The organism is Clostridium acetireducens DSM 10703 (genome assembly GCF_001758365.1).
Taxonomy (GTDB): domain Bacteria; phylum Bacillota; class Clostridia; order Clostridiales; family Clostridiaceae; genus Clostridium_C; species Clostridium_C acetireducens.
The window spans coordinates 1-11,259 of the sequence record NZ_LZFO01000047.1 but is presented as its reverse complement, the minus strand read 5'-3'; the positions used below and the strand labels follow the sequence as shown (position 1 = coordinate 11,259).

Annotated in this window: 10 protein-coding genes; 1 reads left to right on the top strand and 9 read right to left on the bottom strand. The window is 25.0% G+C overall.

Translation table 11 applies throughout. From position 1 onward, the window contains the following. Nucleotides 1–286 precede the first annotated feature (286 nt). From CLOACE_RS10845 to CLOACE_RS10830, 4 genes are read right to left on the bottom strand one after another with little or no spacing between them, the layout of a single operon-like run. The gene (locus CLOACE_RS10845; protein ID WP_070111273.1) at nucleotides 287–2,707 is read right to left on the bottom strand and encodes an FtsX-like permease family protein; all 2,421 of its coding nucleotides are present in this window, start codon (nucleotides 2,705–2,707) and stop codon (nucleotides 287–289) included. Beyond that, nucleotides 2,700–3,380 carry an ABC transporter ATP-binding protein gene (locus tag CLOACE_RS10840; RefSeq protein ID WP_070111272.1) on the bottom strand — a complete coding sequence of 227 codons (681 nt, stop codon included), beginning with the start codon at nucleotides 3,378–3,380 and terminating at the stop codon, nucleotides 2,700–2,702. Before CLOACE_RS10840 ends, CLOACE_RS10845 begins: the two co-directional genes overlap by 8 nt. Before the next feature lie 58 nt (nucleotides 3,381–3,438). Beyond that, a complete protein-coding gene (locus CLOACE_RS10835) occupies nucleotides 3,439–4,698 on the bottom strand; it encodes a sensor histidine kinase (protein WP_070111271.1) in 1,260 nt (419 codons plus the stop codon). After that, a complete protein-coding gene (locus CLOACE_RS10830) occupies nucleotides 4,695–5,387 on the bottom strand; it encodes a response regulator transcription factor (RefSeq protein ID WP_070111270.1) in 693 nt (230 codons plus the stop codon). Before CLOACE_RS10830 ends, CLOACE_RS10835 begins: the two co-directional genes overlap by 4 nt. Before the next feature lie 195 nt (nucleotides 5,388–5,582). Here CLOACE_RS10830 and CLOACE_RS10825 point away from each other — a divergent pair, with 195 nt between their 5' ends. Continuing rightward, on the top strand, nucleotides 5,583–6,107 hold the full coding sequence (locus CLOACE_RS10825; protein ID WP_070111269.1) for an amidase domain-containing protein: 525 nt from the start codon (nucleotides 5,583–5,585) through the stop codon (nucleotides 6,105–6,107). 174 nt (nucleotides 6,108–6,281) lie between these two features. On the opposite strand, the gene CLOACE_RS10820 is transcribed toward CLOACE_RS10825, so the two are convergent. The 5 genes from CLOACE_RS10820 to CLOACE_RS10800 form a co-directional block, all read right to left on the bottom strand. Then, nucleotides 6,282–7,097: an EFR1 family ferrodoxin gene (locus tag CLOACE_RS10820; RefSeq protein WP_070111268.1), complete on the bottom strand. Its 816-nt coding sequence runs from the start codon at nucleotides 7,095–7,097 to the stop codon at nucleotides 6,282–6,284. 159 nt (nucleotides 7,098–7,256) lie between these two features. After that, entirely contained in the window at nucleotides 7,257–8,432 is a 1,176-nt protein-coding gene (locus CLOACE_RS10815) for a hypothetical protein (protein WP_070111267.1), read from the bottom strand. A gap of 61 nt (nucleotides 8,433–8,493) precedes the next feature. After that, entirely contained in the window at nucleotides 8,494–9,948 is a 1,455-nt protein-coding gene (locus tag CLOACE_RS10810) for a HAMP domain-containing sensor histidine kinase (protein WP_070111266.1), read from the bottom strand. Between the two features lie 4 nt (nucleotides 9,949–9,952). Further along, nucleotides 9,953–10,639, bottom strand: coding sequence for a response regulator transcription factor (locus CLOACE_RS10805; protein WP_070111265.1), 687 nt, complete (start codon nucleotides 10,637–10,639; stop codon nucleotides 9,953–9,955). 193 nt (nucleotides 10,640–10,832) lie between these two features. After that, nucleotides 10,833–11,039, bottom strand: coding sequence for a hypothetical protein (locus CLOACE_RS10800; RefSeq protein ID WP_070111264.1), 207 nt, complete (start codon nucleotides 11,037–11,039; stop codon nucleotides 10,833–10,835). Nucleotides 11,040–11,259 lie beyond the last annotated feature (220 nt).

Here is an 11,259-nt window from a genome sequence, read left to right as displayed (position 1 = left end):
CCTTCTTCTTTTCTTGAAGCTTCAACTAACTCTTCATATAATTTTATAACCTCATCAAGTTTATCTTGTTTAACAAATTTTTTTGCTACTACTTTTATCATTTGCAAATCTCCTCTCTCTCCTATAAATATATTCTAAGTAGTATTCTACATTTTAGAATATAATTCCTTTATCAATGATAATTATTATATTCTAAATAAAATTCAATTATATTGCCACAAATATTTTCAAAGTTAGATATCTGCAAATGTTATCTACGTAGATTTTGTTAATTTATTTTTATAAATTATTCATTAAATCGAATTCTATCTACTATATAATCCTGTTTAAGCTTTTTTTCAGCAACATAAGTTATTCCTATTTGAACTAATAAAAAAATTATTGTTATCATTAAGGATTCTTTTATTAAAAAATTATATTGAATAGTGCTGTTGAAATTACTTTTTTGATTTAAATAATAAACATAACTAAATAAATTTCCTCCTATAACTGATATTACTATGCTAATAATAGCGTAATATATTCCTTCTATTTGTAGAAGTTTTCTTAATTGATAATTTGAAAGCCCCACAGCTTGCATAATTCCTAATTCTTTTTTCCTAGAAAATATACTAGTTGCCATAGTATTTATAGAATTTAAAATACCTATTAAACCTATAATAAATAAGGCAGTTATAGAAACAATTTTCATATCTCTTAGTTCACTTTCTTGTTTTTGGTTATATTCCTTGGCTTCAAAATAAGATATTTTATCATTGCCCTTTGTTAATTTCTTTAATTTAGTATTTACTGCATCATAGTTGTTACTATCTACATTAATATAAAGTCTTCCTATTCTAGTATCTTTAAAATTTCTTGATAATACAGTTTCATGGGTTATAATTTCAGGACCAATATTAGAATATCCAAGCCATCTTGTATTTTGCCTTACTATAGCCGCTACAGTAAATTCTTTTTTTAGTACATTATTTCCACTTTTAAATGTTAATTGAATTTTATCTCCTATATTATAATTAATACCTAATTCCCTTGCTCTTGAAGAAGATACTATTATAACTTTATTATCTTTAATATCTTTAGGTATAATTTTACCCTTTATAACATACTTATTTAATTCATTAAGCATGGAATCTGTATATCCAAAAAAATCACAATTTATTGCATTACCTAATTCTAAATCTTTATATTTACTTTTGTATTTATTTATAATGTTTTTATCTTCCATCCAAACTGTTAAGTACTTAAGCTCGTCTACTTTATTTATACCTTTTAAATTCTTTATATTATTTATTAAATTAATATTTAATGGATCACTTCCATCATCTTTTCTCAAGTGGCTAGAAGTCAATTCAAAATCTCCTCTTATATGATCATCTTGTGAAGATTGTATATTAGAAAATAACACTGAAAACGTCATAAATAAAATACCTGTAAGAGACATTGAAATTATTGTAATTATAGTTCTTTTTTTATTTCGCCATAAATTTAAATATGCTAATTTGCTTAATTTTACCTTTCCATTACTCTTTCTTTCTTTTTTATTTGAGTTAATTTTTACACCAGTATATTTAACTGCTTCTATAGGAGCTATTTTTGATGCAATTTTACTAGGTTTTCTAAGAGAAATTATTACTGTAATTAAGCTCACTATTATTGATATAACCACTATATAAGGAGAAAATTCTATTTTTAACTTTCCATTTAAATGTATGAGAGGAATTATAGAAAAGCTTAAAATATGCCCTAAAAGTATTCCCACCGGTATACCTATTAAAGATAATATTAATCCTTCTTTAAATATCACTTTTCTAATTTGTTTTTTTGTTGCTCCTAAAGCTGCAAGCAATCCAAATAGCTTTATCCTTTCACTTATAGAAATATAAAAAATGTTATATATTACAAGTATTGTTGCAAATATTACAACAGCTGCTGCAATAATTCCTGGCAACATAAATTCCATATCTAAACCTGAAGCAGCAATGTATTGTTTATTCAATTTTATGTTTTTATCATTAATTCCTATATTATGTCCTACTTCATAAGCAGTTTTTGAAACATTAAAACCTTTTATTAGTACGTAAGCTTGTCTAAAAATATTATCATTGCTTAAATTTTTTAAAATATAATCTTTAGAAACTATAGCAATACCATTATAATATTCATTTTTTCCAAGCTCGCCATCATCTAAAATTCCAGAAACTACAAACTCGCCTTTTCCTTCTTTTGATTGCTTATTTCTATCATTAATATAAGATAAATTAACTTTTTGTCCAATTTCAGGTTTTACTCCTATCTTTTCTAATACCCATTTAGGCATAGCAATATCATTTTCATGTTTAGGCCACTTTCCTTTTTTTAATTTAAAACAACTTATATAATTGCCTGCTTCTTCATTTGAATAGCAAAGTTCCAAAGAATAAGGTGGATAATTATAGTTTTCTCCTAAATACAAATATTCTTGTACTACATCAACTTTCTTATTATTTTTAAGTATTTCAAGTTGTTTATTGGTTATATTTCTGTAACTTACATGTCCCACTCCTGTTTGCTCTATAACCTGTCTTAAATTCATTTGTTGAATACTATAAGATAAAATACCTATTGTGGTTATCAATGCTGTAGATAATATTATAGCTATTATAATTAATATATTTTTAGATTTATTAACTTTTAAATTTTTCCTTGAAAGGTTTGCTAAACTATTCATTCTTAAACCCTCCAATTAATTTTCCATCCTCTATTCTGATTATTCTATCTGCCATTTGAGCTATTTTTTCATTGTGAGTTATCATAACTAAAGTTTGATGATATTTTTTAACAGATACCTTTAATAAATTCATTACTTCTTGTCCAGTTTTAGAATCCAAATTTCCTGTAGGTTCATCTGCTAATACAATGGATGGTCTGGTAGATAATGCTCTTGCTATAGCTACCCTTTGCTGTTGTCCTCCAGATAAAGTGTTAGGCAAATTATCTTTTTTGTTATAAATATTCAATGTTTCCATTAGTTCTTTTACATAATCTTCATCAACTTTTTTATTATCTAATCCTATAGGAAGCACTATATTTTCCCATACATTTAGTACTGGAATTAAATTATAAGATTGAAATACAAAGCCTATTTTTCTTCTTCTGAAAATAGCTAATTCATCATCTTTCATAGAAAAAATAGATTTTCCCTCAATAATTACTTCTCCTTCTGTTGGTCTATCTAGTCCCCCTAATAAATGCAAAAGAGTACTTTTACCTGAACCAGAAGTTCCAACTATAGCTGTAAATTCTCCTTCATTTATTGATAAATCTATAGAATCTAAGGCTTTTACTAAACTTTCACCTGCTCCATAGTACTTTTTTAATGATTTAGTTTTTAATATTTCCATATATTCTACCTCCTACTTTTATATTTGTAGGATAACATTATTATCTTTCATAATTCTTTCAACTTTTATAACACTTTTGTAAGAATAGACTAAACTCCGTTCCTTTTTCATTTGAAGAACTTACAATTATGCTTCCACCTTGATTTTCAAATATTTTTCTTGTAAGATACAAACCTATACCTGATCCTTCTGATTCTTTTACTTTACTTAAACTTCCTCTATAAAATCTTTTAAAAATATTATTTACATCATCCTCTGGAATACCTATGCCGTTATCTTTAATATCTATCCTTATACAAGATTCCATTTCAATCATACTAATAGATACTTGTCCACCTTTTTCTGTATACTTTACCCCGTTTTCTAAAACATTAAATATAGCTTCTTTTGTCCATTTAATATCATGATAAATATAACAATCCCTAATATTTTCTATAGTTACACAAATATTTTTCTCATTAGCTTTAGCTTGTACAGCATTTACAGCCTTAATAATTGTTTCCTTTATGTTTTCCTGTTCCATTTTTATTTGTATTATTCCTATTTCCAATCTAGATATTTTTATTAGGGAACTTACCAACCATTCAAGATTATTTACATCTACTTTTATTCTATTTAAAAACTCTCTGTTTTCTTCATAAGTAACATCATCTTCTAATAAAATAGAATTGAATAATTTTATCGAGGCTATAGGAGTCTTTAATTGATGTGAAATGTCTGTTACTAAAGACTTTATGCTTTCCTTTTCTTTTTCCAAGTTTTCAATGCTCAATTGCAATCTTCTTTCCATTTGTTGAAACTGGGTTTTCAATCTTGCAATTAACCCTTCTTCATTTTCAAATATGTCATTAGAAAAATTTCCATCCATTATATTATCTAAAGCCTTTGAAAAAACTTCTAATCTTTTTTCAAAGTGATTTATACCATAGATAAACAAAAGTAAATTAATACCTATAATTATTACAAAAAATACAAGACTATAACCTATAAATTTATAAATATGCTTTTGAAAAATATCATCTTCAAAAGCATTAGTATGTTTATCATATCCATACTTTATTAATATATTTTCTCCAGACTTTGTAAAAGATTTATCTCTCTTATTTAATACATTTTTTACAATATCAATTTCTTTTTCTGGATAAATATTTACTAATTTACCTACCATATTTTGATTTAATTCAATTTGACTTTTATGTATTTCATTTAAAAAATAATATTGTACACACAAAAACATTAATGTAATAAAAACTAAACTACTTAATAGTAAAGCTAACATTTTCTTAAATAAAGGTTCTGTTTTTATACATTGAATCATTGGTTAACACATCCTTCTGTCCAAGTATATCCTATACCTCTTACGGTTTTAATATATTTAGGACTAGAAGGTACATCCTCAATTTTTTCTCTCAGCCTTTTTATATTTACCGCTACAGTATTAGAATCTATAAAATCTCCATCTATATCCCATAACTTATTTAGAAATTGTTCTTTACTTATAACTTGTTTTGCATTAATCATTAAACATCTTAATAATTTTAATTCTGTTTTACTTAAAGATATTTCCTCATTATTTTTTGTTATTTTCATCTCTCCTTGATAAAATATAATATCACCTGAAATCAATTTATCCTTTTCTTTATCTTTTAAATTTCTTCTAAATAATGCATTTATCTTTGACAAAAGTATCATAAGACTAAAAGGCTTTGTAATATAGTCATCTCCTCCCATATCAAGACCTGTAACTATATCTACTTCTTCATCACAAGCAGTTAAAAATATAATAAGTACATCACTTTTCTTCCTAATTTCTTTGCAAAAATCAAATCCATTTCCATCTGGAAGACCTACATCTAGCAAAATAAGATGAATTTGTTCTTTATCTAATATATCTTTAGCTTCTTTTATGTTTTTAGCACAAAATACCTTCATTCCTTCTCTTGATAACTTAAAAGAAATACCCCTATTTAAAGATTCATTGTCCTCTACTAATAAAATTTTTTTCATACAGTCACCTACTCCTAATTTATATTTCTTTCATAAATCAGTTACTTATGTATCAAATCTTTGACTAATATACACTCATTATATAATAGATTGTTTAAAGTTTAAAAGTAAATCACGAAAAACATTAACAATATAACAATTATATGCCAAGTATCATATTATATTAAATATAAATAATTAAAGGAGCTAGATAAAATGCGTTGGCGACAAAATGGTTACTCAAGAGTTGATGCAGTAAGATATGCTACAACCTATGCTTTAAGCCCTAATCCTGCTTTTAGATATTTTCCTGTAATTAATAATTCTAGTGGTGATTGTACTAATTTTATATCACAATGTTTATTAGCAGGTGGTGCTAAAATGCAATATAACAATTCACATCCTTGGTGGTACAACAATAAAGGTACCCCCAATGTAATGGATGATACCTGGTCTATACCTTGGGCTGTAGCAAATTCTCTATATTATTACTTAAAAACTAATCAAGAAAAAAAATCCCCTTATGTAAAGGGATTGGAAGTTTACGATAAAAGCTTATTAGACGTAGGAGATTTAATATGTTACGAAGGTAATGATGGAGTTGTTTTTCACTCAGCTATTATAACTTCTTTTTTTAATGGAGAACCTTTGGTTTCCCAACATTCTTTTGAAGCTTTAAATATTCCTTATGAAAAATCTTGGATTACACGTAAACATCATTTTTTAAAGATAAGTATATAAGTATTATACTTATCTTTAAAAACCTTACTTTATGTTTTTAATTTATAGATTTATGTTTTTTATAGCAGTAACTAATACATTTACACATGATAAACACTATTTACTTTTAAGCAAAAAATAGGGAAGATAGATTATTCTACCTTCCCTTTACTTTTGTTTATAAAATTATTTGAACTAAATAAACAATTCTGGTTCCCTTCTATAAGTAAGTTCATCTTCTAATTCATGTTTATGTCTTAAATAGTTTTCATCATCATAATATTTTGCATTGTTTGGACATTTCTTTATACAAGCACCACATTTAATGCAAATTCCATTAAACCTTGTTACATCTTCAAAGTCAATTGATCCCATAGGACAGACCCTTGCACAAATTTTGCAATCATTACAATTGCTATTTGTCTTTGGTTTAACCTTTCTAATATCAACAGGAATACCCTCTTTGTTTTTAGGTCTATAATAATTTCTATAGGGTTTGCAGCCTTTTACTTCTATTGGATAAAGCTTGTCTCCTTTTGATAATTTGTTATAAATTTTATCTGCAAATTCTTCTACTATAGCCATGTCTTTATCGTCTGGTCTATTTTGAGCAAGTATTTTAGAGAAGGAATGTTCTCCTATAAATGCTCCTGCAGAAATTACATTAAATCCTCTATCTTCAAGAATATCTTTTAATTCTATTAAGGCGTCATCATAATTTCTATTTCCGTAAAGTACCACTGCAACTGCTAATGCACCATTACCTTCAATGGAATTTAAATATTTTAATAATACATTAGGAACTCTACCTGCATAAACAGGAACCCCTACAATAACAATATCTTCTTCTGTAAATGCCACAGAATTTTCTCTGACTTTTGGTAATGTAAAATCAATATTATTAGTTATTTCACTTTTCATATTCTCTGAAAGCTTATTTGCTATTCCAGACACTACTTTTTTAGTTGTATTTGTTGCACTAAAATACAGTGTATTAATTTTCTTGTCCATGGTAAACCTCCTTTTATAACATGTATCTATATACATTTTACTCTTAACAGCACACTAATGAAAGAGTATTCTAAATTTTTAGTTAGATGTTTGTATCCTATTATAATAATTAAAATACATTTTGATAATAAAATCACCATGAATTAAGTTCATCTACAATTATTCAATTTTATATGCTTTTAATAAAGTACTTCTTGAATCATTTTTATCTTTATTTACTTGTCTATATATAAATTTATTACCTTCTTCATTCATCATAATGTCTTCAAAAACGTAGCTTAAATCTTTTACCTTTTCAGAAGGTATTCTTTTAATATTTTTTATACCATTTTCTTTAATTTTACCAATACAAACATGGCTTTTGTCATTATCTACATTAGAATATCTATAAGCTATATTATTGGTATTTGAATTAATTACCAAAGAAGAATATTTTCCTTCTTCAGAAAGCATACTAGTAAACTTATCATTCACCAAATCATATTTAAAAATTTCATCGGTGCCATTTGTTTTATTTTTAGCATCTTTCATAACTATACAATAAATATATCGTCCATCAGAAGATATATTTGTAAAATCATCATAACAATGTTTATCTGTAATCTCTACTTTTTTTAGTTCATTGGGATTACTAAGTTTATACTCATATATATTTCTCATTTTTACTGTATAAAAAACATCTTTTATTTTACTATACATAAATGTATACACTAATGGTATCTTCAAATCATTACTTTTAACTACCTTTCCTGTACTCATATCTAATATTCTTATATTTCTAAAATATTCCTTACCCTGCTTTTTCATGGTAATTATACTTACATATTTATCACTGCCTTTTACGAAATTTATACTAGCTCCATACTTACTTATTTCATCTTTTACCTCAGTTAAATCCCATATTTCTTTTGACTTATTGTTTAATAAATCATAAATATATAATTTATTATTATTTGAATATATAAGCTTATTATTATTTATTTCATAAGCCATTGGAGTATATAATACTATATCTTTAAGTGTGTCTACTTTGGTTACTTTAGAAGTTTTTATGTTTATATTATAAATATCAAAGTTTTTAAATTTATTATAAATGTCTATTGCTATAAAATTTTCATCGTCTTTCCAACAAAGCGGTTCATGATTTTTGCCATCTGTATTTAAATCATTAATTTTAGATATTCTTATATCTTCCTTATCTTGACTTTTAAATTCTTCCTTTACGTCTTTACTTATAACTATATCTTTTTTAGTCTTTCCACATGCAGATAAATTAAAAATAAGAAAAAGCATCATAGTTATAATAGTAAATTTTTTTAGACTTTTTATATTCATAGTCCCTACCTCCTAAAATTATATTACTATTAATATACACTTTAATTATTTCTGTTTTTAACTAAGTTGTTTCCAAATTGTTTCCATGGTAGGGTATTTTTATTGTTATTTTAATTAAATTATCATTTTCTATTTTTATTTCTCCATTATGTTCTTTTAATATCTCAGTACATATATATAATCCTAATCCCCTACTATGCTTTTCCATAGATACTGGAGATTTTACAAAAGGATTAAAAATATTATTATAGATATCTTCTGGAATTTTATTGCCTTTATTACATACTTCCAATATAAAAAATCCTTCTTCATTAAGAGACTTCACAAAAATCTTTTCGCCTTCCCAAGAATATTTTATTGCATTATCTAAAATATTTATAACCAGTTGCCTTATTTTATTGCTTTGACCATAGATATAACCTTCATTTATATTACTTATTAATTTTAAATTATATTTATTGGCTTTTATTTTCATGTCTTCACAAATTTCTGTTAAAAGCTTTTTCATATCCAAAATTTCTTTGTTTTCTTCTATATTAGATAATCCTTTAGAAACACTAATTAAATCTAAAACTAATTCATGAAGCCTTTCACTTTCCATATATATTCTATTTGAAGCCCTTATTTTGAATTTTTCATCCTTAACATTTTCATCCAATAATATTTGAGCATATCCCGAAATAGCAGTTAAAGGAGTTTTTAATTCATGTGTTACATTATTAAAAAATTCTCGCCTTCCTTTTTCTAATTTTATTACCTTTTCCTTTTCTTTATTTATGGTATCTATTTGATGTTTTATTTTATTTCTCATATTTATAAATTCCATTGATAATAATCCTATTTCATCATTGCTTTTTACCTCAAAATAGCTTTCATAATTACCTTGAGAAACATTTTTTACTGCCTTAGTTAAATTGGTTATAGGAGTTGTTATTTTATTAGTAAATATAAGAGAAACTATAAAAATCATTATAAAAATTAGTATTTCTATAAGAGTAATTAAGTTTATTGCAATTTTATTATATTTATATAATTCACTATAATCTTTAACTATAGTGATAATTCCAATAGACTTATTTTCATAATATAAAGGAAATGAAAACACAACATAAAGCTCATTATTTATATAATTAAGCTTTGCTAATGCTTGTCCCTTTAAAGCTTCTTTAACACTTTCATCTGCTATATTTTTAAATTTTCCTTCTACATTTCTACAAATAATTTCGCCATTTTTATTTCTTATTTCTCCATCACAATTATAATCTTTCTGAAGATAATCTAATATAGTGTTAGACTCTATTATTAAACTATTTTCATTAAGAGGTAACTCTGCCATGGTGAATTTATATTCTATATGTTCTCTAGAATTTTTCATAATATCTTTAGTTGAATTTTTAATGATATTTTCTATATTTGATTTAAATACTAATCTAATTAAAATATTTAATCCTATTGCTGATATGAAATATATAATTAGCAACCCTAAAGAAAATTTAAACTTTATACTATTTTTCAATATATCACCTCATTACATATCCTATACCAAATACTGTTTCTATAATAGATTGTCCATTATTAGAATCTAATTTTGCTCTAAGTCTTCTTACATGTATATCAACTGTTCTCATTTCTCCATCATAATCCATTCCCCAAACCTTATCTAATATACTTTCTCTAGAAAAAACTATATCTCTATTTTTAGCTAAAAATACAAGTAAATCATATTCTTTTGGTTTTAATTTTACTTCTTTATTATTTTTTAAAACTATTCTACTTTCTAAATTAATTTTTATTTCTTTATTTATTTCTATAAAATTTTTATCCTTTTCAATAGAACTATACTTTTTAACCCTTCTCAAAGCAACTTTTACCCTAGTCATTACTTCTTTTATATGAAAAGGCTTAGTTATGTAATCATCTGCTCCAAGTTCTAAACCTAATATTTTATCCATCATATCATTCCTAGCAGTAATCATGAGAATAGGTATTTTATATGTATATGTTATAAATTTACAAAGTTCAAATCCACTTTCATCTGGTAAATTTATATCTAATAGTACTAAATCAGGATTAAATTCCTCTATTATATTTCTTCCTTCTTTTGAAGAAAAAGCACTTTTAACTTTATATCCTTCTTCTTGTAGTGCAAAAGTTAATATATCATTTATTGAAAAGTCATCTTCAATAACAATAATTCTACGTTCCATATGAATACCTCGCTTTAATATTATAATTTTTAAGTTCAATTAATTACATTAGTCACACTTCTACAAATTGTTTAGAAATTCCTTTATATTGTATAATATAACTATGAAAGGAGTGATTTTGAGAGTTATTGAAGGATAATTAAAAAAGCGACACAACTTTGAACTGTGTCGCTTATAGCAAGCTAGCTTGTATTTATTCTTTATATTCCATGCCTCTTTTAGACATTTCATTTTCTATTTCAGATTTTTCACTTCTAAGACTCTCTAATTGCATTTTAACTTCCTGTGCTACACAGTTAGATAAATACATTAAAAGTTGTTCTTTTTCTTTGCAAAGCTTTTTTACTCTGTTATGGTTTTCTATTAATTCTTCATTTGTACAATTCTTGAAATCGTCCATTATAAACTCCTCATTTCTATTTATTTTATATAATACCACTAACAATGTATAATTATATCAAAATAACCATTTTTAATTTTATTATATATCTATGAGTAAATTTCATATTTTATAATCATTGATTTTACTAACTTTTTTATTATTCAAAAAGGAAATTCACCCCAAAATGTCGAATATTTAAGTACCACCAAAAATACACAACAAAGAGGAGTGAATACTT